This window comes from Mucilaginibacter sp. (genome assembly GCF_028287845.1).
Lineage (GTDB): Bacteria > Bacteroidota > Bacteroidia > Sphingobacteriales > Sphingobacteriaceae > Mucilaginibacter.
In genome coordinates this window covers 1-24714 of sequence record NZ_JAQBOW010000084.1, presented here as the reverse complement: position 1 = coordinate 24714, position 24714 = coordinate 1, and the positions used below count along the sequence as shown (strand labels likewise).

Genomic DNA, 24714 nt, shown 5'->3' with positions numbered 1-24714 from the left:
TTAGTTAATTGAAGAATAAAGATTAGTGAATAGCCAATTTTATAAAAAGTTGATCGGCCTAATCTTTAATAACTAATCTTCATTCTTTATAGCTACTCCGCATATGCTATAGTAGCAATACTTAATTTCAGTCCCGGTATTTTCAGGAGGGGGATAGCGCAGGCTTCTAAAGTTGAGCCGGTGGTTACTATATCATCTACCAGTAGTACATGCTTGTCTCTTAATCTTTCTATATCCTTTACCACAAAAACTTCCTGCATATTTTCAAATCTTGCAAAGCGCGAGCGATGGGTTTGTGTTTGGGTGGCTTTTACACGTACCAGATTGGCGTCCTCAACCATCGTGTTTAATTTACTGGCCAGGCCATTGGCAAAGCAGGCGCTTTGGTTGTAGCCTCTTTCTTTGAGCCTGCTTTTATGCAAGGGTACAGGTATAATATAATCAACAGTAGTAAACTTTTTGTTTTTGCTAAGCTGGCCGCCGGCAATGTTACCTAACAAATTGCCAATTTGATGCATTCCCTTATATTTAAAATGATGCATTAAGTTTTGCACCTTACCGCCTTTGGTAAAATAATATAATGCGTAAGCGGCTTCTAAATTTATTTTGCCCCAAAATTGTTGGGCAACAATATTATCAGGCTGTAAATGAAAATTGGTAAAAGGTAAATTGTAAAGGCAATCTGTACAAATTATTTTTTCATTCGCCATCAGATCTGTGCCGCAGGCGGGGCAAAGTTGGGGGAATAGTAAGGAAATAAAATTGGCCAGGTATCCACTCTGCAGTTTCATGGTATTAATATAGCAGGATTTCTTTTGAAAAAGAAACCCGCTGTTAATTTTCTTCTTCAAAAAGTTTAATGTGTGCTATCAGGTTATTTTAATTCCCCGGCGGACATGCACAAATCCCAATATTGCGGAAAGAAAGCCTCGGTTGCGGTAGCAGAAAAAGTACAGCTTGAGATTAATTGCCACCACGCCCCTGATCGCAGATCGTACCGCTTTTGAGACTGGATGGAATATCCCGACCCAACCTGGTCTACCCTAATCCCACCTTTTTAAAAGTTGTCATTTTTTTTAAAAGTTGTCAATTTTTTTAAAAAATATCGTCTAATTACTGCCCCTCTTTGATAGCCAGCTGCCCGCAAGCGGCATCAATATCTTTACCGCGGCTGCGGCGCAGGTGAGTATTTACGCCATTTTTGCGCAGATGGTCGGCAAAGGCTTCTACTTTATCCTCGCCGGCGTTGATAAACGCGGCAAATGATATGGGGTTATATTCGATAATATTTACTTTGCATGGTAAATGCTTGCAAAACTGGGCCAGCTCGGCGGCATCCTGTATAGTATCATTAAAACCATCAAAAATAATATACTCGTAAGTTACCGGGTTTTTGGTTTTGGCGTAGTAATATTTTAACGCTTCGGCCAAAGCTTTTAATGTGTTTTGCTCATTGATGGGCATAATGGTATTACGCTTCTCATCATTAGCGGCATGCAGCGATAGGGCAAGGTTAAATTTCACACCGTCATCACCCAGCTTTTTTATCATTTTGGCTATGCCGGCAGTTGATACGGTGATGCGTTTAGCAGCCATATTCAAGCCATCTTCAGATGTTATTTTTTCAATCGAATCTAAAACGTTCTTATAATTCAGCAATGGTTCGCCCATACCCATGTAAACTATATTACTTAATGGTATGCCATAATTTTCGCGGGCCTGTTTATCAATAAGCACCACCTGGTCATAAATTTCATCAGGATTTAAGTTGCGTTTACGCTCCATATATCCCGTAGCACAAAATTTACAAGTGAGGCTGCACCCCACTTGCGAGGACACACAGGCGGTCATTCTGCCCGGGGTCGGAATTAAAACGCCTTCAATTAGGTGCTTATCGTGTAAAATGAAAGAATTTTTTATAGTTTTATCCGCACTAAACTGTGAGTTGCTAATTTGTACATTATTAATTGCAAAATTTTCATCCAGTTTAGTACGTAGTTCTTTTGAAATATTGCTCATCTCGTCAAACGAAAAGCATGATTTTTTCCATAGCCATTCATAAACCTGTTTAGCACGGAAGCTTTTTTCGTTCATCCGGATAAAATGTTTCTGAAGGCTTTCCAGGTTCAGGCTACGGATATCAATTTTTTCTTTTTCAGCAATCACATTGCAAAAGTACGAAATTTAAAAATCTATCTTTTTTTTAAAATTCAATAGATTAAAAACAATAATTTACAGTTAATTGTATTAATCTATTGAATTAACAAACGAGGGGTAAACCCGCTAAGTTATATTTAATGAAAATTTTTAAAGCTGATTACGTTTTTCCTGTTTGTGCCGATCCGATTAAGAATGGAATTATTACTGTTGATGATAGTGGTAAAATTATTTCTGTAACAGACCAAATACCTCTTGCTGCAGAAAATGTACCTGTAGAGCAATTAAGTGGAATTATTTGTCCCGGATTTGTTAACACTCACTGCCATGTTGAGTTATCACACCTGCAGGGTAAAATTTCGCCGAATAATGGTTTGGTAAATTTTATTAAAGATATTCAGCAATACCGGAACACTGATAGCAAAGAAATAGAGGCCGCTGCCGCTAAGGCTGATAATGATATGTACGTGAATGGCATTGTTGCCGTTGGCGATATATCCAACAGCAACGCTACCGTGGCTATTAAAGCCGGGAGTAAATTATACTACCATACTTTTGTTGAAACCTTTGGCTTTTTACCCAATAAAGCCGAAGAGATTTTTAATAACGGATTGGCGCTGTTAAAAGAATTTAAGCCGCAATCATGCTCTATTACGCCGCACGCGCCTTATTCGGTATCAAAAGAATTATTTAAACTGATAAAAAAATATTGCGATACCCATGCTAAAAACCCCATCAGCATGCATAACCAGGAATGCGAGGACGAGAATAAATTTTACCGGTACAAGCTGGGTGGTTTTAATGACCTGTACCAACATTTTGGTATTGATATAAGTTATTTTAAGCCACAGGCGCGCAATTCGTTACAATCGGTAGTACCCTTGCTAAGTGGCAGGCAGGATGTTTTATTGGTGCATAATACCTGCACCAATTTAAAAGATATTTACTTTATAAAACGGTTCGACCATAAAATACACTGGTGCTTTTGCCCCAATGCAAATTTATATATTGAAGGTAGATTGCCTAAGGTTGATTTGTTTTTAGACCAGGGTTTTAACATAACCCTGGGTACAGATAGTTTGGCATCAAATAGTAAGCTTTGTATTTTAAGTGAAATGTTTGCGCTGCAGCAAAAATTCCCGACATTAAGTATGGAAAAAATGCTACAATGGGCCACTATAAATGGCGCAAACTACCTGGGTATTGGTAAAGAAAAAGGAACTATAGAAGCCGGAAAAACTCCCGGATTAAACCTCATTACGGGGCTTGACGATTTAAACATTACAGCTGATACAAAAGTTAAGCGATTAATTTAACCCGGCTTTCACGTTTGGATAATATTATTTTGACTTTTTAATTTTTACTTTTGCCTTAGCATGAAGCATTTCGATATTACAGTTAAAGGTAAAGTACAAGGCGTTTTTTATCGCGCATCAACCAAAGCCGTTGCCGATCAACTGGGTGTAAGGGGAACTATAAAAAATGAAGCCAATGGTGATGTAGTTATAGAAGCCGAAGGTGAACCCGCTATGATAGAAATGTTTTTAGAGTGGTGCCGTGAGGGCCCTCAAGGCGCCGAAGTTACCACAGTTGAAAGTAATGAGGGCGAATTAAAAAACTATCGTAATTTTGAAGTATTGAAAAGGGGATTATTTAAATAATCCCCGTCACTTAATTGCCTAACTATTGTCAACAGCTAAAAAATTTGCCGGGCAAACTGCTATATATGGCTTAAGTACTATCATCTCCCGGATGATTTATTTTGTCTTAACGCCTATTTATACCCGTGCACTGCCGGTTGGCGGCAATGGCATTTTTACAGCAATGTATGGCAATGCCTCTATTGTTAACGCAATTTTAGCGTTTGGCATGGAAACTACATATTTCAGGTATCTGCAAAAACGCGCCGATAATAAGCAACAGGTTTATAACAACGCGTTTGGGGTGGTTATAGCTGTTTCGCTGGTTTTTTTATTGTTTTGCCTGCTTTTTCTAGACGACATTATAAACTATATGCAGGCAGGTGTAGTTAAAGATCATGCCGACTACTCCTTTTATGTAAAATGCTTTTTGGTAATATTGATTGCTGATGCTTTTTGTGTTATCCCATTTGCCAAGATACGGGCCGATGGCAGGCCGATGAAGTACGCGTTTGTAAAATGCACCAATATATTATTTGTGGTGCTATTTAATTTGTTCTTTTTGTTTGGTATACCGTTTATAATCGGGCACCATTTAATTGGTGCGCAGTGGATGTCTGGCTGGTACAGGCCACATTGGGTTGGTTATGTTTTTTTGGCCAATGCTGCCGCTAGTGTGTTTACCATATTTTTATTGTTGCCAGAGATATTTAAGCTAAAACTGAAATTTGATAGCGCTATGTACAAAGAAATGTTTTTGTACAGCTGGCCAATACTCATCGCTAATATTTCATATCTCATTAATGAATCGTTAGACAAGGTGATGCTAAAACATATGCTGCCCGAAGCAACCAGCGACAAGTACGTTGGTATTTATGGTGTCTGCGCTAAAATTGCCATATTCCTGAGCATTTTTGTACAGGCATTTCGTCTGGGTGCCGAGCCGTTCTTTTTCAGCCATGCAAAAAATAAAAACTCCGGCGATACATACGCCCGGATAATGAATTATTTTGTGATAACTGTGGCCCTAATAACCGTAGCCGTTGTGGCAAATGTGGATATATTGGCGGTTGTTATTGTTGGCAAACAAACCAAAATTGTTAACCATCATTTGGTCGCTAATGAATATTGGAGCGGCCTTGGGGTTGTGCCCTTGCTGTTGTTTGGATATTTAAGCCTGGGTATTTACATGAATTTGTCGGTTTGGTATAAATTATCAGACCAAACAAAATATGGTTTATACATATCGGGCATAGGGGCGGTATTGACCATTGTTTTAAACTGGATATTCATCCCTAAATATAATTACATGGCTTCTGCATGGATATCATTTATAGCTTATGCTACTATGATGATACTTTCATACGTTTGGGGGCAACGCAATTATCCTATCCCTTACAACTTAAAAAAGAACCTTGTTTATATAATCATCGCAGCGGTATTTGTTTATCTGTCATTTTATGTATTTGGTCATAATATATTTATAGGCAATGCGTTGCTAATGTTATTTGTTGTCGGCACATATTTTGCCGAACAAAAAGAACTAAAGGCTGTCTTTATTAAAAGGTAGGAACAAAGAAATGAATAGGTTAAATAAGAACGCAAGAAAAATTAAAAGTCGGCAAATCGTATCTGCGTTGCTTCTTGCGTCTTGTTTCTTAGTGCTTGATCCTGCGTATGCACAGACCCCTAAAGCGCCGCGTAAAGAGGTGGGTGTGGATAGCGTGTCGCTAAAAAAACTGTTTTATAGTGCATTGTTAGAAAAAACCGCCGAAAGAAATAGCCAGGCTATAGAAATGTTTAATCAGGTATTGGCCATTGATGCATCAAACGATGCCTCCATGTATGAACTGGCAAACATAAAAAAGCAACAAAATAAATTTGAAGAGGCACAGCCGCTGCTTGAAAAGGCAGTAACCATTAATCCCAACAATGAATGGTATTGGTCATCATTGGCTGATGTTTATGAAAAAAGCAATGATATTACTAAGCTTGAAAATGTATTTAATCAATTAATAAGAATTAACCCGGATAAGATTGAATATTACTATGATAAAGCCAACACATATGCTTTAGAAAGAAAGTATGATGAGGCGTTAAAGGTTTACGATCAGATAGAGCAAATAACCGGCCCAAGCGAGGAGCTAATTATAAACAAGCAAAAAATTTATCTGAAACAAGGGAAGGTTGACAAGGCGGCCGAAGGACTTGAGCAAATGATAGCGGCCAATCCAAACCAAGTAAAGTATTATTTACTGCTATCAGAAATTTATACGTCAAACAACGCCAATGATAAGGCTTTTAAGATTTTGGATAAGGCAAAAAGCATAGACCCCAATAATCCGCTTATTCATCTGGCATTGGCTGATAGTTATCGAGAGAAAAAAAATATTGATGCCAGTTTTAAAGAGCTGCAGCTGGCCTTTGCCCTGCCTGATCTGAGTATTGACCAGGAAATAAGAATTGTAATGGGCTATTTGCCAAAGTTCCCTGATGTGAGCGCTAAAGCCAGCGCACTTGAATTAAGCCGGATAATTATAACCGCGCACCCAAATGATGCTAAAGCCTACGCATTGTATGGCGATATGCTGTTGCAAAATGAAAAATATACTGAAGCCAAAACTAATTACAAACGATCTGTTGAGCTAAACGGCCAGATATATGAAGTGCGCGAACAACTGGTTCGGCTTGAGCTAAGTAATGGCGAAATTGATAATGTTATAAAAGATGGCGAAACCGCGCTGTCCTTTTTCCCCAATCAGGGTTGGATGAATTATTTTGTAGGATTGGCCTGGCTGCAAAAAAAGGAATATAAAAAAGCAGCAGGATACTTTAAAAATGTTGCAGCGGTAGAGTTTCAGGATAAAGAATTGCTTTCATTAAACTACTCGGCATTGGGCGATTATTACCACGAAACGCAAAGCATTAAAAGCTCTGATGATGCCTACGATAAATCGATAAGTTATAATGCCGATAATAAATATACGTTAAATAATTATGCTTATTATTTATCAATGAGGGGTGAGCAGTTAGATAAGGCCGCCCAAATGGCTAAACATGCCAATGAGCTTGAGCTTAATAATGCCGCATTTGAAGATACTTATGCGTGGATATTGTTTAAACAAAAAAATTATAAAGAAGCCAAAGTGTGGATGGAAAAAGCTCTTGCGCATGGTAAGAGTAAAAGCGCTGTACAAACAGAACATTATGGCGATATATTGTTTTATTTAGGAGATGCCGTGGCCGCGGTACAATATTGGAAAAAAGCCAAAGAGTACGGGGCACATTCGCCGGTTTTAGATCGTAAAATAGATGAAAAGAAATATATTGAATAATTTATTGCTGGTATACTGCATATTGACAATAATAAGTTGTAAAGCGCATAAGCAATTAGTTCCCACACCACGGATAACTCATACTATAACTACGCCAACTACAACGCCCGATGAAACTTTGCTAAGAAACCAATTGGCGGCAATAAAAGGAAGGCAGATTGTTTTTAATACGTTTTCTGGCCGGGCAAATACCAAACTTAATATTAATGGCGATAGTAATGATGTTACCTTAAACATACGTATTAGCCGCGACAAGGAAATTTGGGTTTCTATTACGGCTTTATTGGGTATAGAGGTTGCACGCGCGGTAATTACGCCCGATAGTATAAAAATTGTAAATAAGCTCCAGGGTTTATATACTATAAAATCTTTTAGCTATATCTATGAATATGCCAGTAAACAGGTTAATTATAAAACGCTTGAATCATTACTGGTAGGTAATGCCATGCCCGAGTTACTAAATGAAAACACCAGCCTGCAAACCGATAATGGCAACATTACGCTATCAGGTAATTTGCAGGACCTTATTTATAAATTAATGTTGGGCCCGGATATGAAGGTTTCTCAATTTAATTTAGCTAATCAAAGCGCCGGGCAATCTTTGCAGGTAAATAATACTAATTTTATCCAGGCTGCTAATCGTATAATACCTTCGCAAATAGATATTTCATCAATTATAAAAGACAAAAAAATACTGGCTAATTTGCATTATACTAAGGTAGATTTTGACCAGCAATTAGAATTTCCATTCAATATTCCCGAAAGATATGCTCCGGCCAATTAAAATTAATATTTTTGACTGGATGAAATTTTTAAAAGTACTATTTTTCTTAATCTGTATTTTTGCAGCGATAGGTGTACATGCACAAAGCAGTGCCGATTTAAAAAAACAACGTGATAAAATAACTGATCAGTTAGATCAGTTAAATCGCGAGTTGCAGGAAACGCAGAGCAATAAAAAGGCAACATTAAAACAGGTAAATCTGTTAAAAGCCAAAATAAACCTACAGGAAGAAAAAATAGTTGTAATAAATTCAGAGGTGCGGAACCTGGATAATCAGATATCAGAAAATACCAATACCGTCCATAGCTTACAAAGCCAGTTAGACCAATTAAAAAAAGAATATGCGGCAATGGTGCTTTTTGCTTATCGTAATCAGAGCGCTTATAACAAGCTGATGTTTATTTTTGCTGCAAAGGATTTTAATCAGGCTTATAAACGTTTAAAATATTTACAGCAATTTGCTACCTACCGTGAACGCCAGGCTACACATATAGAGGCCACACAAAAAAATCTGCATGTAAAGATAGTTGAGCTGGATAAAACCAAAGAAGAAAAACATACGTTATTAGTAGATAGGGAGAAAGAAAAAGAATCACTGGGGGCCGAGAAGAATAATCAATTATCTGTAGTAAAAGATCTTTCTAAGCAAGAAAAGCAATTAGCCAGCGAATATCAGGCTAAACAAAGAGAAGTATCAAGAATTATTAGGCAATATGCCAGGGCGTTAGCTGACGAAGAAAGGCGCAAGGCCGAAGAAGAAGCAAGAATAGCGGCTGCAAAAGCTAAAGCCGCCGCCGCAGCAGCCGCGACGGCAAATAAAGATGCTACACCTGTTGTTGCTGCAAAACCTGCCGTACGTAAAACCAATAGCGAGATATTAAATGCAACTCCAGAGGCAGCTAAACTATCAAATGACTTTTTAGGTAACCGTGGCAGGTTACCATGGCCGGTTGCCAACGGCGAAATTACCCAGGGATTTGGAAATTATTATACAGAGGGCATAAAAAGTGAAAGTACAGGTTTAGATATCCGTTCAAATACCGGGGCATCGGTAAGAGCAGTATTTGAAGGCACTGTATCAAAGGTGCAGAATGTGCTGGGCACATGGTTAATAATTATGAGGCATGGCGAGTACTTAACGGCATATTCAAACCTTAAATCTGTAAATGTATCAGCGGGGCAAAAGGTAACTACCAAGCAAATATTGGGTACGGCAGCAACAGACGCAATAACCGGCGAAACACAAGTGCACTTTGAATTGTACAAAGCCGGAACGCCCGTTGATCCTAAAATTTGGTTAGCCGGCAGGTAGATTAAATTTGTAATACATTAATTGTTTATATTTGTAACTTTAATAAAAGATTATGTTTAGTTCAGTTTTTTTATTTTTTGAATTCAGTGCGCCAGAAATAATGCTCATATTGTTTGTGACATTATTGCTTTTTGGTGGCGATAAACTTCCCGGCCTGGCAAAAGGTTTGGGTAAAGGTATTCGTGAATTTAAGGATGCATCCGAGGGTGTTAAGCGCGAAATAAATAACCAAATTGATAACTACGAGAACAAAAAAAAGGAAGAGCCTGCAGCTGCACCGGCGGTTGAAGAAACTCCTTTAGTTGCAGAGCACTCAACAGATAATGTTGATAATGCAGCGCCTGATAGTCATGTAATTAACACAATGCCTATAGGCGAAAGCCAGGTGACGGGTACAGATAAGGTAGAGATAGAAACGCCTGCAAAAGAACAACATACGCGGGAGACTCAAATACCTGAGCATGAAAACACAAAACACGAATAATATTTATCAATTATATAAAACTCAATTATCATGGGATTAGATGGTCCGGCAATTTTTGTCATTCTAATAATAGTATTGTTACTATTTGGAGGTAAAAAAATACCTGAATTAATGAAAGGTTTAGGCAAAGGTGTAAAAGAATTTAAAGACGCGCAAAACAATCCTAACGAGGAAGATAAACCAAAGGTTTAGTCTTCGTTTCAAGATTAATTTGTTGCAGCTTATTATTAATACTACTTATCTGTTGAAAATATTTATGATTTCAACAGATAAGTTTTTTATTTTCGGCCCATGACTAAATTTTATTCCTCTTTAAGTGAAATAAAGAGTGGGTTACAAAACGGTAAAACTACTGTTGAAGGACTAGTAAAGAACTACCTCAGTCAAATAGAAATTAATGCCGGTTTAAATGCTTTTAACGAAGTGTTTGATAAGGAGGCATTGCAGCGTGCCATTGATATTGATCAGCGCCTAAAGCAAGGCGTTGCCGGTAGATTGGCAGGCATGGTTATAGCCATTAAAGATAATATCTGTTATAAGGGGCATAAAGTAAGCGCCTCATCTAAAATATTAACAGGTTTCCAATCTGTTTTTTCATCCACTGTAGTTGAGCGTTTATTGGCCGAAGATGCTATCATCATTGGCCGCTGTAACTGCGACGAATTTGCCATGGGCGCAGCAAACGAGACATCCTATTTTGGCCCGGTAAAAAACTATGCCGACCCTACCAAGGTGTCGGGCGGCTCATCAGGTGGCTCGGCCGTTGCGGTACAGGCAAATATGTGTCACGCCGCAATTGGTACAGATACCGGCGGCTCGGTAAGGCAACCCGCATCCTTTTGTGGTTTAATTGGCTTAAAACCAACCTATGGGCACGTTTCAAGGCATGGTTTAATTGCCTACGCATCATCATTTGACCAGGCGGGTACCATAACCCGTTCTGTGGAAGATGCAGCGCTTTTGTTAGAAATTATGGCTGGTGCCGATGAGTATGATAGTACCACATCAAACAAAGCTGTACCGGCTTACGCTACTGATCTGAAAAAGCCAACAGATAAAAAGAAAATAGCTTATTTACAGGAATCTTTATCAAGCCCGGCTGTAGATGATGAAGTAAAAAATACGCTGATCAATTCCATAGAAAAACTACGCGCTGCGGGGCATACCGTTACCCCCATCGCTTTTGAATACCTGGACTACCTTGTTCCGGCTTATTATATTTTAGTTATGGCCGAAGCTTCATCAAACCTGGCCAGGTTTGATGGGGTACATTATGGCTACAGGAGCAAAGCAGCCACCGACCTGGCGTCGACGTATAAAAAGTCACGGTCTGAAGGGTTTGGCAAAGAGGTTAAGCGCCGCATTATGATGGGTACGTTTGTATTAAGTGCCGGTTATTATGATGCGTACTACGCCAAAGCGCAAAAAGTACGCAGGCTGATTCAGGAAAAAACTGATAAAATATTTGAAGAATATGATTTTATGCTGATGCCAACCGCACCCGAGCCCGCGTTTGATATCGGTAGAAAAGTAACAGACCCGGTTGTAAATTATCTGGCTGATATTTTTACCGTGCAGGCTTCATTAAGCGGGACGCCGGCAATTTCATTACCGGCTGGCAATAATACGAATGGATTACCGTTAGGATTACAGTTATTAACTAAACATTTTGGCGAACAGGAATTGTTGAATTTCTCTAAATATTTCCTGGAGCTATAATAAATTAATATATTAGTAAAACTTTTGCGCCCGAAAAGCGTATACGCTTGTTCTCAACGAAAAAGAATGAAGAGATTTTTAATTTTTGCTACTGGCCTTTTATCACTGCAAATTGTCAAAGCTCATTCCTTACTGGCTACAGATTCGTCATCTCGGGTGGCACGCGGTAATTACTCACAAAAAATTGCACAGGATACAGTTTTAGCCCTTCCGCTTAGTATTTATTCAACCTCCATATTTAAGCTTCGGCTGGATTCTATCCAAAAGGATGTGCAATTGGATTATAATGAATACGTGCAAAATTACATAGACCTGTACACCCGGCATAAAGAAGAAATGGGTAGGGTTATGGGGCTGTCCAAATATTATTTTCCTATTTATGAAAAGATATTTCGCGAAGCGGGCATTCCGGTTGAAATTAAATATTTATCTATAGTTGAATCAAAGCTTGATCCTAACGCGGTATCAAGAGTTGGCGCAACCGGGCCATGGCAATTTATGGCAACTACGGCCAAAATGTATGGTTTAAATATGGATAGCTATGTTGATGAGCGTCGCGACCCCATACAGGCCAGCTACGCGGCGGCCGCCTATCTAAAGGACGCCTATCAGGAGTTTGGCGATTGGCTGTTGGCCATTGCATCATATAATTGCGGAAAAAGCAATGTAGAGCGGGCTGTTCAAAAAGCCGGAGCTATGGATTTTTGGTCAATTCGTCAATATTTACCGCCCGAAACGAGGAACTACGTACCTGCTTATATTGCAGTATCCTATGTGATGAATTATGCAGGCAAGCATAACATTATAACCCAAAACTGGAATTTTTCTGCGCGTGCAGATACCGTTATGGTAGATAAGTTTATTGCTTTAAGCAATGTGGCCAGGGCATTAAATGTCGATTTAAGCGATCTGGCCCTTTTAAACCCATCGTATAAACGCCAAATTGTAAACGGCACCACAGCTTTGCCGCGCAGATTGGTTATCCCTTATGCAGAAAAAAGAAATTATAATGCATTGTATGATGTGTTAAATAACACGTCAACACCTGCTGTAGTACAGCCTGAGCTGCAAATAGTGCCTGCGGCACGCGCGGTTAGTTTTGTTGATCCTGTTAATGCAGTTAAACCGGCAGGGGTGAAACCGCCTGATTATTACACTGTTAAAGAAGGCGAGACTTTAGAAAACATTGCCGCTGATTATGGTCTTGATATACGCGAAATAAAAGCCTGGAATCATTTGCAAAGCAATAAAGCTATAGTTGGCAAAAAATTAAAATTAAATCCTTTCGCTAAGATCAGCAGAGGATAAAAAAATAATGCAAAAAAGCCCGGTTTTGAAGTCAAAACCGGGCTTTTTTTATAATACCGGGTCAAAAAAAGTTAACTTTGGGCCTAGACTTTAGAACATGGATAAACCTAATCGTAAACAGGACGCACTTAACTACCACTCGAAAGGGCGCCCGGGAAAAATACAGGTAGTACCAACCAAGCCTACAAATTCGCAACGCGACTTGACCATGGCCTATTCGCCGGGTGTTGCAGAGCCATGCTTACGTATTGCCGATAATGTTGACGATGTATATAAATACACTGCAAAAGGTAACCTTGTAGCCGTTATAAGTAATGGCACCGCGGTATTGGGCCTGGGCAATATTGGCCCGGAGGCAAGCAAGCCGGTTATGGAAGGCAAGGGCTTGTTATTTAAGATATATGCGGATATTGATGTTTTTGACCTGGAAATAAACGCCAAAACAGTTGATGAGTTTGTAACTATTGTAAAAGCACTTGAGCCAACTTTTGGCGGCATAAACCTGGAAGATATATCGGCACCTACCTGTTTCGAGATCGAACGCCGGCTAAAGGCCGAAATGAAAATACCCGTAATGCATGACGACCAGCACGGTACAGCAATTATATCGGGGGCGGCTTTGATGAATGCCTGCGAGATACAGGGCAAAAAGCTGGATAAAATAAAAATGGTTATTAATGGTGCAGGCGCCGCCGCCGTATCCTGTACAAAAATATATTTGGCGCTGGGGGTTAAAAAAGAAAACCTGGTGATGTTTGACATTAACGGATTAATAACCCCGCACCGTACAGATCTCGACGAAATGCGCCTGCAGTTTGCTACGGATCGTAAGGATATAGAAACACTGTCAGATGCAATGAAGGGTGCCGATGTTTTCATCGGCCTGTCAGCAGGTAATGTGGTTACGCCTGATATGCTGCGGGCTATGGCTAAAAATCCTATTGTGTTTGCCATGGCTAACCCCGAGCCTGAAATAGCTTATGATATAGCCGTTACCTCGCGTAAAGATCTGATCATTGCCACAGGACGCTCTGATTTTCCTAACCAGGTAAATAACGTATTAGGTTTTCCTTATATTTTTAGAGGCGCATTGGATGTTAGGGCAAGTGCCATAAACGAAGAAATGAAGCTTGCTGCTATCCATGCTATAGCCGGGATAGCTAAAAAACCGGTACCCGAAGCCGTTAACCTGGCTTATAATGCCCGTAACCTAAAATTTGGCCGCGATTATATCATCCCAAAACCAATGGATCAGCGGTTAATTACCGAAGTTTCATCGGCAGTTGCAAAAGCTGCGATCGATTCTGGTGTGGCAAGACTGATAATAACGGATTGGGACGCTTATACAGAAGAACTACGCTCTAAAATAGGGCCCGACGATAAGTTGCTGCGTAACATTACCAACACAGCCAAGAACAACCCTAAACGGGTAGTATTTGCTGATGCTGATAATTACAAAATTTTGCGTGCCGCACAAATTGTAAAAGACGAGGGTATAGCTACCCCCATATTGCTTGGGGATGTAGAAAAGATAAAACAAATAATAAAAGAAACCGAGCTGGAGTTTGGCGAGGTTGAGATACTCGATCCGCATTTGGGCACCAAACGGTCTGAGGAATATGCGCAATTTTATTTTAAAAAACGCCAGCGCAGGGGGGTAACCTTGTTTGAAGCGAGGCAGGTAATGACAGATTCTAACTATTACGGTGCCTGTATGGTGCAGTTTGGCGAAGCCGATGCCTTAATATCGGGCCTAAGTAAAAACTATGCTGATACCGTTAAACCTGCATTGCAAATCATCGGTACAGAAAAAGGAGTACGCCGCGTAGCTGGTATGTACATGATGATTACCCAAAAAGGTCCTGTATTTTTTGGTGATACCACGGTAAATGTTAACCCAACGGTTGAAGAACTGGTTGATATTACGGTATTAATAGAGCGTTCGGTAAAGCAATTTAATATTAATCCGCGGGTTGCTATTTTATCCTATTCTAACTTTGGGTCTAACGCCGGCCCTATCCCCGAAAAAACAAGGGAAGCTGTACAAATATTGCATGAAAAATATCCTGACATGATAGTTGATGGTGATATGCAAGCCAACTTTGCTCTAAATGCCGGGTTACTTGCGGATAACTTTCCATTTTCAACACTAAAGGGGAGGGCAGCAAACACGCTTATATTCCCAAATCTTGAATCGGGTAATATTGCCTACAAGCTGTTGCAGGAAATTGGCAGCGCCGAAGCTGTGGGCCCCATATTATTGGGCCTTAAAAAGCCGGTGCATGTATTACAGTTAGATAGCTCTGTACGCGAAATTGTGAATATGGTAACTATCGCTGTGGTGGATGCGCAGGAAAAAGCAGATAAATAGAGATTAATGAACAAAGATTAGAGATTAGTTTTGACGTTATATTTTATTAATATTCAACCTTAAACCTTTCGCCTTTACCTTAAACCTCAAGAAAATGTACGCTTATATTGATGGCCGTTTAGTTTTTAAAAGCCCCGCATATGTGGTGATTGATGCCGGTGGTGTGGGGTATCATATCAATATTTCATTAAACACGTATTCTTTATTGGCTGATGTCGAAAGATGTAAACTATTTACATGGCTGCACGTAAAAGAGGATGCACATACTTTATACGGGTTTGCAGATGAGGGCGAGCGCAGGTTGTTTTTGCACCTGATATCCATATCGGGTATCGGCCCAAATACGGGCCGGATGATGTTATCATCTATTACTCCTGTTGAAATACAAACGGCTATTATTAATGGTAATGTTGCTTTAATACAACGTATAAAGGGTATTGGGCCAAAATCTGCACAGCGGGTTATATTGGAACTGCAGGATAAATTGAAAAAAGAAGGTCCTGACACATTAAGTACAACTCCTGTTGTTAAAACCGTTAAGGACGAGGCTCTCGCAGCATTAGTTATGCTTGGCTTTGCACGCAACGTAGCCGAAAAGGTGCTTGAACAGGAAATGAATAAAAATAGCGGCGTATTAACTGTTGAACAGCTAATTAAGTTCGCGTTAAAAAGTTTATAATTACGTCTATTTTAAACCGTATCTGTGGCGAGAAATTTTACTCATAAATTTCTTATTGGCGTACTCTCTCTAGCTGCATTTTGCGGATTTAAAAATACCTATGCTCAGCAAAAACCAATAGCTGCACCTAATAAAGATTCGCTGACAGTTAAAACTCCTTTTAAGTATACCGAATCAAAAAATGCATTAGCACGAAAGGGAATTTTTGATCCGGTGCCTTTTGGTGTAACGCGTACTATTGAGTATGACGCTGTTACCAACAAATATGTACTTTATGAGCGTATAGGAAATTTATTGTACCGCCCACCGGTATACCTCACCTTTGATGAATATATACGCTTAAAACAAACCGAAGAAAAGCGCGATTATTTTAAAAAATTGGCAGATAATTATGCCTACCAACAGCAACAGCCGGGTTTTATACCGCAGATAAACGTGCATAGTCAAACTTTTGAAAGGATATTTGGCAGTTCTGTTATTGATATAAGACCACAAGGTTCGGCCGAGGCTGTTATGACAGGGCAAATAAACAGCAATCAAAATCCGTTGTTTAATGCCAGCCAACGCACGCAGTTCAACTTTAATTTCGATCAGCATATCCAGTTGAATGTAACGGGTAATATTGGCGATAAGTTAAAGATAGCCACTAACTATAATACCGATGCCCAGTTTCAGTTTGATAACCAGGTAAAGCTTGATTATTTGGGTCACCCGGACGAGATCATCCAGGAAATACAGGCAGGTACTGTAAGCATGCCGTTAAACACATCGCTTATTACAGGTACGCAGCAACTGTTTGGTATAAAAACCAAACTAAAGTTTGGTAAGTTAAACGTAACCTCTATTTTGTCTCAACAACGGTCGCAATCAAAAACCATTACCATAAACAACCAGGGGCAGCAAGGAAATTTTTCGGCATTGGCATCTGATTATGAGGCAAACAAACATTATTTTCTGTCGCAATACTTCCGTAATAATTATAATAAGGCGCTGGCCAATATCCCCATCATTAGCTCAAATATCAACATTACAAAAATTGAGGTATGGGTAACTAACCGCAAAAACTCAACTACCGACTCGCGCGACGTGGTTGGATTTTTGGACCTTGGTGAAAACGCACCTTACAATACCACCCAAATACAAGGCGGCGCGGGTTTTTCAGGCCTGCCTGCAGGATTTAAGGGCCCTGGATTTACTGATCAGTCAAACTCGTTGTTAAATAACCTGCCCGCTGGCGCACGTTTAACCAATGATCCGTCAAACTCGCTGATAAGCTATTTTGCCGCCCGCGGCGGTACCGATAACTACGCCAAATTAACATATGCCCAAAAGCTTACGCCAAAAGAATATACGCTGCATCCGCAATTGGGTTATATATCGCTTAACTATCCATTAAATAATGATGAGGTGCTCGCGGTGGCTTATCAATATTCTTATAATGGCAAGCAATACCAGGTTGGTGAATTTTCGACCGATATCCCGGTAGATCCTACGACACCTAAAGTACTTTATTTAAAACTACTTAAAAATACTTTATTAAAAACCAACCTTCCTACCTGGAAGCTGATGATGAAGAATATTTATACGCTAAACGCGTACCAGGTTAGTTCTACCGGTTTTAAATTGAGCATAGCCCGGCTTGATGACAAATCAGGCATTGAGAAGCCCATAATGGAGGAGGGTCAAAATACCAAAAGCAAGCTCTGGCTGCAGTTAACCGGCCTGGATAACCTGAACCAGCAAAATGAAAAACAACCAGACGGTTACTTCGACTTTTTAGAGGGGATAACTATTGATTCGCAAAACGGGCGCATAATGTTCCCGGTGATAGAGCCTTTTGGAAATGACTTGTCCAAACAATTTAATCCCGGCGAAACGGACCTGATCAAACGATATGTTTACCAGCAAATATATGATTCTACCAAAACTGTCGCCCAGCAATTTTTCCCACAACTAAACCGATATGCTATTAAAGGCACCTATAGCGCGCAGGGTGGTGGTGGTGTTTACCAGCTTAATGCAACCAACATTCCGCAGGGCTCTGTAATTGTATCTGCAGGCGCGTCAAAATTAGTTGAGGGTACAGATTATACTATTGATTACAGCGTGGGCCGTTTAAATATAATTAATACAGCGATACTCACATCCGGGCAGCCCATTACTGTAAATTTAGAAAATAATGAACTTTTTGGTGTTCAGCAAAAATCATTATTCGGCTCGCGGTTTGACTATAAGGTGAATCCTAACCTGGCTTTGGGAGCCACTATTATGCACCTATCAGAACAGCCAATATCGCAAAATGAGGCAATAGGGCAGGAGTCTATATCAAATACTATATGGGGCTTTGATGGTAATTATTCATCAAACTCACGTTTATTAACAAGGATGGTAGATAAAATACCATTTATACATACTAAAGCGCCATCATCAGTAAACTTTAGCGGCGAGTTTGCACAGTTGTTACCAGGCAGCCCCAGCGTATTAAACTATGCTGGTTCAACAAACGGAACGTCCTACCTGGACGATTTTGAGAACAGTCAATCTATAATTGATGTAAAGAGCGCCAACACCTGGCAAATTTCGGCTACGCCGCAGCTTTTTCCAGAGGCTGCTTTGTTTGATAATCTTAGTTATGGTTATAATCGTGCCCGTTTAGCCTTTTATAATATCGACCCCATATTTTATACTAATACCAGTTCGACCTCGGTTACAAGGGCGCAGCTATCAAATCATTATGCAAGGCAGGTTTTGCAAACGGAAGTATTTCCTTATCAACAATCTGTAACCGGGCAGCCAGTGGCTTTGTCAACGCTCGATCTGGCTTTTTATCCTACAGTGCGCGGCCCATATAACTATACTACAAATAGTATTAATACAGATGGTTCGTTACAGAACCCAACCTCGCGTTGGGGTGGTGTTTACAGAGGTATTTCCAGCAATGATTTCCAGGCATTAAATGTGCAGTACATTGAATTTTGGGTGCTTGATCCGTTTATTTATAAACCGGCATCATTGGGTGGTGATATGTATTTTAACCTGGGCAGTATATCAGAAGACGTGTTAAAAGATGGGCGCAAAAGTTTAGAGAATGGCTTGCCAATTAACGGCGATCTGAGCACAATTGACACCACCGCATGGGGCCGTGTGCCGAAAGGACAACCTGTTGTAAATGCTTTTGATAGCAACCCCTCATCGCGCCAGCTGCAGGATGTGGGTTTGGATGGTTTGAGTGATGCTGATGAGCAAAGTAAATTTGCTCCGGTAATTCAATCTGTTAAAACCAAGGTTACCCAACAAGCCGCCAATGCTTTTGTTAATGACCCATCATCTGATGATTACCAGTATTACCTGGGTGCAGATCAGGATGCCGCTAAAGCAAGTATTTTACAGCGTTATGCTAAGTATAATGGCAATGAAAGTAACTCAAAAACTGCCCAGCAATCGCTGGCGTTGCTGGGTTTGCAAACATCGGCTTCAACATCCCTGCCCGATGGGGAGGATATTGATCATGATAACAACATGAGCCAGGATGACCAGTATTTTCAATACAAAGTATCCATGCGGCCAAAGGATCTGGTTGTGGGTCAAAACTTTGTAAATGATAAAGTAACATCACAAGTTAAGCTGGCTGATGGCAGCACACAATCTGTTACCTGGTACCAGTTTAGAATACCTATTACAGCATATCAATCGGCAGTGGGTGGTATACAGGATTTTAAAGCTATTCGTTTTATGCGGATGTTCATGACCAATTTTGCCGATACCGCTGTATTGCGTTTAGCGACCTTACAATTAGTGCGCGGCGATTGGCGGGCGTATAATACCGAAAACAACCCGTTAAATGTTATTGCCGACCCTGCAATTACAAATCCGCCGTTAGACAACTCGGCTATTAATGTAGGAACTGTAAATATTGAAGAAAACGGTAAACGTGTACCTATACCATATATGGTGCCTCCCGGCATAACACGCCAGCGCGATTATAATAACCTGCAAACCAATACGCAGTTAAATGAACAGTCATTGTCACTCACCATAACTAATCTTACTGATGGTTATTCAAGGGCTGCTTTTAAAACTTTTAATAATGACCTGCGCAAGTATAAGCACCTGCAAATGTTTATCCATGCCGAAGCAAATCAAACCTTGCTGAAAGATAATGATGTTACTGCCTTTATCCGTTTAGGTGCAGATTACCAGGATAACTATTACGAGTACGAAATACCATTAGCGGTTACCCAGCCCAATACAACTAATGCAGATGCAATATGGCCTACATCAAACGCGATGGATATTGATTTATCGCTTTTAACAGATGCCAAGGTGGCTCGCAACAACGCGAAATACCAGGGAAAGCCGTGGCCCATAAACGTTCCGTTTATTTACTTGACCGGAAATAATAAGATTACCATTATGGGTATGCCTGATCTGAGCCGGTTAGCAACGGTCATGCTGGGGGTGCGTAATCCGTACAGAAATAATGCACCTGCAGGGGTTGATGACGGATTAGCAAAATCGGCAATTGTATGGTTTGATGAGTTGCGGCTTACCGATTTTGATAACAAAGGTGGTTGGGCCGCTGTGGCGCGGGCTAATTTTAAACTGGCTGATTTTGCCGATATTACCGTATCCGGCAGTAAAAGCACAGCAGGCTTTGGCACGCTTGATTCTAAAATGGAAGACAGGTCATTAAGCGATAATCAAGCTTATGATATATCGGCCAATATGGACCTCGGTAAGTTTTTACCAGCTAAAAGCGGTGTGAAAATTCCTACTTATATCAATGTTTCGCAACAGATATCTACACCCCAATATGACCCAGCGCAACCCGATATTTTGTTAAAGCAAACACTTAACGGCGCAACATCAACCCAACAGCGTGACTCGATAAAAAATGCTGCCGAAGATTATACCATGCGCAAAAGTATAAACTTTACCAACGTGCATAAAGACAGGGTAAACGCGTCTGCGCCGGTACATGTGTATGATGTTGAAAATTTTAATGCCACGTATGCATTTACAGAATATTTGCACCATGATTTTACTACACAGAGCGATCTGGAGAAAACCTATCATGCATCGTTAGCTTACAATTTTGCTAATAAGCCAAAGTATATTAGTCCGTTTGAAAAGATCATCAAAAACAATACGCTTGCACTGATTAGGGATATTAATTTTAGCCTGGCACCTACCCGTTTAAATTTCAGTATTGATTTTGACCGTTTTTATTCTGAAGACATATTGCGAAACAATGATCCAAACAACCCGGTATTTATACCAACAACCTATAACAAATCTTTTAATATAAGACGGGTATACGGCATGGGCTGGAACCTTACAAAATCTTTAACCATGGATATTGATGCTACCAATCTATCGGTAGTTGATGAGCCTTATGGCAAGCTTGACGGTTTAAAAATGGATACGTTATGGCAAAATATACGCAAGCTTGGCCGTACCACTAATTATAACCATACGTTTAACGTAAATTATATAGTGCCATTAAATAAAATACCGGGGTTTGACTGGGTATCGCTAACGGCGCATTATAGCACCAACTTTAATTGGCAGGCTGCGCCTGAATTTGCAATTGGCAACCCGGTGTTTAACGTAGGCAACAGCATACAAAACGGGCGTAAAATACAATTAGATCCTGCTCTTAATTTAACTATGCTATACAATAAAATAGCATTCTTAAAGCAGGGCAGTAATGAGAAAGCACCCGCCATTACGCGGGTTTTGGTTGGATTGTTAACCAGCATAAAAAACATAAGCGGTTCTTATACGCTTACAGAAGGTACGTTTTTGCCTGGTTATTTGCCGCAATCAAACTTATTTGGCGAAGACCTGAGTTATGATGCACCCGGCATAGGGTTTTTATTGGGCAGCCAGACCGATATACGAAACAAGGCGGTAAGCCGTGGATGGATATCATCAGATACGCTGCAAAACCAGTTGTATGTAAAAACATATAGTTCAGATCTGCACTTAAAAGCAAGTGTTGAACCTACGCATGATCTGCGTATACAGTTAACAGCTTTTAAAACTCAGGATCAAACTTATCAAACCAATTTTAAATTTTTAAGCACTACGGGCGAGTTCCAAGACCTGTCGCCTATAACATCAGGTGATTATAGTATTTCTTATTTTTCTCTGGCTACAGCATTTTCAAAAGAGAGTGGTGTGGATAATACTTCGGCACCGTTCCAAAAGTTTTTAGATAACCGGATTATTATTTCAAGAAGGTTAGGCAGCGTAAATCCAAACTCCTTTGTTCCGGCTACCGGTTATGCAGATGGTTACGGGCCAAACTCGCAAAACGTACTGGTACCGGCTTTCCTGGCAGCTTATACGGGCAAAAATGCTTCGGGATCAAGCCTCAGCCAGTTTCCTAATATACCTATCCCTAACTGGCAATTAACCTATAGCGGTTTTGGCCACATGGCGTTATTCCAGGAGTTGTTTGATTCATTTGATGTGCGTAATGGGTACCAATCTACCTATACAGTAAACGGGTATAATACTTTATTGCAATACCAGCAAACTAATGGCGCTGCAAGTGCAAGGGATGTTAATAATGATTTCCTGCCGCTATACCAGTTTTCGCAGATAACTATTTTTGAGCAGTTTGTGCCATTGATAGGTCTTGATATCCGTTTTAAAAATAACGTAACCACCAGCTTAGAGTACAGAAAAAGCCGTGCATTAAGCCTGAGCTTATTAAACAGCCAGCTTACGCAGCAAAACGAAAACGTAATAACGTTTGGTTTTGGCTATAATACTAAAGATTTCCGGTTCCCTTTTGGATTGTTTAGTAATTTTATACTTAAAAACGATATAAAATTTAAGCTTGACTTTGCTTTACGCGATAATAAAACTTTAATATACCAGTCTGATGTAACGGTGGCGCAGATATCCTCAGGAGCGCAAAATATTACTTACCGCCCATCTATTGATTACAGCATCAGCCAGCGATTTAATTTGAGTTTATTTTACGACTCCAACCTCACAAAGCCATTTACCTCGCAGGCATTTAATACCTCGTTTACTAACTTTGGGGTTAATTTGAAGTTATTACTGCAATAAATACTGTCCCAGGGACACGTGAATACACCTGGGACACCTGGGACACCAAAAATTGTAATTTTCTGAAAATCATTGAATTAAACAATATTAAATAAGCTAACTACTAACTTAACATGTTTAGCGATTGAAAATTAAGCAGCATGTTAAACTATTGCCCGTTACTCGCCACACTTTTCTCTGCCTCTTTTTGTTGCTGCTTTATTTCTCTTTTCAATTTTCGTTCCGCGCGTTTCTCTATTCTCTGTTTCTTTTTAATTTTTCTGTTTTGCTTATTCAGCTCGCCCTGTGTCATGCGGGCCGTGGCCATCTGCTGGGTTTTTGTATCATAACCAACGGCCGGCTTTATACCAATAAGTAATGTTTGCCATGCTGTTTTAAAAAAAGGCGAGTTTATGGGCCGCTTATATAGCACATTGAATGACCGGGGTATCTCTCCCTCATTATCAGGGTTATTATGCTTTAATATAAAAATATTGGCAAATAGGCTTGCTACAAATTTTTGTTTAAGTACAGCGTTAGCGGTATCAGCTCTTAAAATATTAACCTTTAGATCATTATATAAAACGGCTACCTTTCCTTCAGATACCTTACTATTGCCTTTGATATCAAAATTAAAGCTTTTAAGTGTTCCTGATGTAAATTTAACCATAGCCAATGGCACGGTAGCAGGATTAACTGCCTGCAGGCCCATTGGGCCCAGCATGCCTTTATAGCTATACGATACATCTTTGTCAGTTAAATTAAATGTAAAACTTACATCAAGCTTGCCATGGCCCATAAAATAGCTGGTGAGCTGTATCTTACTAAGGTTGTTTTTTTGCAGAGCAACGTTGTTATTGGTAAAGTTTAATATTTTGCCGCTGGTGTTATTAAAAGATATAGTGCCAACCTGTTGCGATTTTTTATTGAGTTCACTATAGATAACATTAATATGTTTAACAATAACGGTATCTATCGTTACTTCGGTTTTTAAACCATGAATAGCAACATTTGGAAACGTGGATATTTTATTATTGAATGTTTGTGGTTTATTGGGATTGTTAAAAACTTCAAAAGTACCCCGGGTTAATATCATGCTCGAGCCACTTAACGTGCGGAATTTATGATAGGTTAAAAAATCAAAATTATTTAACTGCAGCGAATCCAACCTTAAGGTAAATCTATCCTTATAGTTGCCGTTAAAAAACAATCCAGCCTTAACAGGCTCCCATGTTATTCCCTGGGCGTTTAATTGGGAGGTACGTGTTGAAATTTCAAGCTTTTTAATAGAATAGGTATATAACCCACCAACCAATTTGCCTTTATAATTGTTAAGATTGGCCACAATATCCTTAAAATAAAATAACCGCGATTTATCAGTCTGCGTAGCCGAATCTATCAGCAGATCACTGCCATGCAGGTTCATTTCCTTCAGTTCGGTTAAAAGTACCTTACTGTTAGAGTGATCGTAATATTTAAAATTAACGTTACTTAAAAATATATTGCCGATATGAATTGACTTAAGGTTGGGTTTGATCTTTTGCCAAAGGGTTTTGTGATCTATTGTAACGGTATCCTTATTTTGGTTTAGCAGGTAACTGATTTTTATTTCCGGAGCATTTAAGCTCATTTGCCCAATGTTTAACACATGTTTAAAATAAAGTCTGAAAGGATGTATATGTGATAAGATGAGCCGTTTGGCATGAAATTCAAATAACGTATTAGGCGCGGTATGCTGCTGGTTGCGTTTATTGTAAACAGTAGTATCGGGCTTAAAAGTGATATTATAAAAAATTAGTTTTCCTTCCAGCACCTTTAGTTCAGCATCAGAAAAATCAACCGTATATAAACCACCGGTGC

Annotated in this window: 16 protein-coding genes; 13 read left to right on the top strand and 3 right to left on the bottom strand. The window is 39.7% G+C overall.

What is annotated here, in order from left to right:
* Positions 1–92: 92 nt before the first annotated feature.
* Both JWP71_RS08200 and rlmN read right to left on the bottom strand, forming a co-directional pair.
* Positions 93–791, bottom strand: a complete 699-nt coding sequence (locus tag JWP71_RS08200; RefSeq protein ID WP_299498480.1) for a phosphoribosyltransferase family protein — start codon at positions 789–791, stop codon at positions 93–95.
* A gap of 322 nt (positions 792–1113) precedes the next feature.
* On the bottom strand, positions 1114–2163 hold the full coding sequence (gene rlmN, locus JWP71_RS08195; protein WP_299498528.1) for a 23S rRNA (adenine(2503)-C(2))-methyltransferase RlmN: 1050 nt from the start codon (positions 2161–2163) through the stop codon (positions 1114–1116).
* A gap of 134 nt (positions 2164–2297) precedes the next feature.
* Here rlmN and JWP71_RS08190 point away from each other — a divergent pair, with 134 nt between their 5' ends.
* The 13 genes from JWP71_RS08190 (at position 2298) to sprA (ending at position 22875) form a co-directional block, all read left to right on the top strand.
* Positions 2298–3473, top strand: coding sequence for an amidohydrolase family protein (locus tag JWP71_RS08190; RefSeq protein ID WP_299498478.1), 1176 nt, complete (start codon positions 2298–2300; stop codon positions 3471–3473).
* 60 nt (positions 3474–3533) lie between these two features.
* Positions 3534–3818, top strand: coding sequence for an acylphosphatase (locus JWP71_RS08185; protein WP_299498476.1), 285 nt, complete (start codon positions 3534–3536; stop codon positions 3816–3818).
* A gap of 25 nt (positions 3819–3843) precedes the next feature.
* Positions 3844–5367 (top strand): polysaccharide biosynthesis C-terminal domain-containing protein, encoded by a 1524-nt coding sequence (locus tag JWP71_RS08180; RefSeq protein WP_299498474.1) that lies wholly within the window; start codon positions 3844–3846, stop codon positions 5365–5367.
* A gap of 91 nt (positions 5368–5458) precedes the next feature.
* Positions 5459–7132 carry a tetratricopeptide repeat protein gene (locus JWP71_RS08175; protein ID WP_299498472.1) on the top strand — a complete coding sequence of 558 codons (1674 nt, stop codon included), beginning with the start codon at positions 5459–5461 and terminating at the stop codon, positions 7130–7132.
* A complete protein-coding gene (locus tag JWP71_RS08170) occupies positions 7110–7916 on the top strand; it encodes a DUF4292 domain-containing protein (RefSeq protein ID WP_299498470.1) in 807 nt (268 codons plus the stop codon). The genes JWP71_RS08175 and JWP71_RS08170 overlap by 23 nt, the downstream gene beginning before the upstream one ends.
* A 19-nt stretch (positions 7917–7935) precedes the next feature.
* Positions 7936–9228, top strand: coding sequence for a peptidoglycan DD-metalloendopeptidase family protein (locus JWP71_RS08165; protein WP_299498468.1), 1293 nt, complete (start codon positions 7936–7938; stop codon positions 9226–9228).
* Between the two features lie 52 nt (positions 9229–9280).
* Positions 9281–9712, top strand: a complete 432-nt coding sequence (locus JWP71_RS08160; protein WP_299498466.1) for a twin-arginine translocase TatA/TatE family subunit — start codon at positions 9281–9283, stop codon at positions 9710–9712.
* 30 nt (positions 9713–9742) lie between these two features.
* Positions 9743–9904: a twin-arginine translocase TatA/TatE family subunit gene (locus JWP71_RS08155; RefSeq protein WP_299498463.1), complete on the top strand. Its 162-nt coding sequence runs from the start codon at positions 9743–9745 to the stop codon at positions 9902–9904.
* Positions 9905–10003: 99 nt separating this feature from the next.
* A complete protein-coding gene (gatA, locus tag JWP71_RS08150; protein ID WP_299498461.1) occupies positions 10004–11431 on the top strand; it encodes an Asp-tRNA(Asn)/Glu-tRNA(Gln) amidotransferase subunit GatA in 1428 nt (475 codons plus the stop codon).
* 66 nt (positions 11432–11497) lie between these two features.
* The gene (locus JWP71_RS08145) at positions 11498–12739 is read left to right on the top strand and encodes a lytic transglycosylase domain-containing protein (protein ID WP_299498458.1); all 1242 of its coding nucleotides are present in this window, start codon (positions 11498–11500) and stop codon (positions 12737–12739) included.
* Positions 12740–12836: 97 nt separating this feature from the next.
* Positions 12837–15110 (top strand): NADP-dependent malic enzyme, encoded by a 2274-nt coding sequence (locus JWP71_RS08140; RefSeq protein WP_299498455.1) that lies wholly within the window; start codon positions 12837–12839, stop codon positions 15108–15110.
* A 94-nt stretch (positions 15111–15204) separates the two neighbouring features.
* A complete protein-coding gene (gene ruvA, locus JWP71_RS08135) occupies positions 15205–15789 on the top strand; it encodes a Holliday junction branch migration protein RuvA (protein WP_299498452.1) in 585 nt (194 codons plus the stop codon).
* Positions 15790–15813: 24 nt separating this feature from the next.
* Positions 15814–22875, top strand: a complete 7062-nt coding sequence (gene sprA / locus JWP71_RS08130) for a cell surface protein SprA (protein WP_299498450.1) — start codon at positions 15814–15816, stop codon at positions 22873–22875.
* A 148-nt stretch (positions 22876–23023) separates the two neighbouring features.
* On the opposite strand, the gene JWP71_RS08125 is transcribed toward sprA, so the two are convergent.
* On the bottom strand, positions 23024–24714 hold a 1691-nt coding region (locus tag JWP71_RS08125), incomplete at its 5' end, for a hypothetical protein (protein ID WP_299498449.1).